At 43.1% G+C, this 304-nt stretch carries 1 pseudogene; it reads left to right on the top strand.

The window, feature by feature from the left end:
• Positions 1-304, top strand: a pseudogene (locus HC175_RS22705) (hypothetical protein); the annotation flags it as partial.

Genomic DNA, 304 nt, shown 5'->3' with positions numbered 1-304 from the left:
AAGTGACGGTGTAGGAACAGAAATTTCCTATCAAAGAGGACTTTCAGAAAACAACAGGCTGGAACTTGATCTGGGGTGGAGAAATGGAAATCATTACGACGCTTTTAAGCTTACAGGAATCTACCACTGGGTGTGGAATATTGAAGGAGGTTTCAACTGGTATGCCGGTTTTGGTGCCGGAATTGGTTCAGTTGACGGAAATGATGACGATCGTTGGGATGACGACGATAATGGACTTTTCGTTAATGCAGCCGGTAACATAGGGATAGAATACGATTTCGATTTTCCACTTTTGTTATCCCTG

This window comes from Salinimicrobium oceani (genome assembly GCF_012037645.1).
The sequence above is the reverse complement of the archived record's forward strand: the minus strand, read 5'-3'. Positions and strand labels throughout refer to the sequence as shown.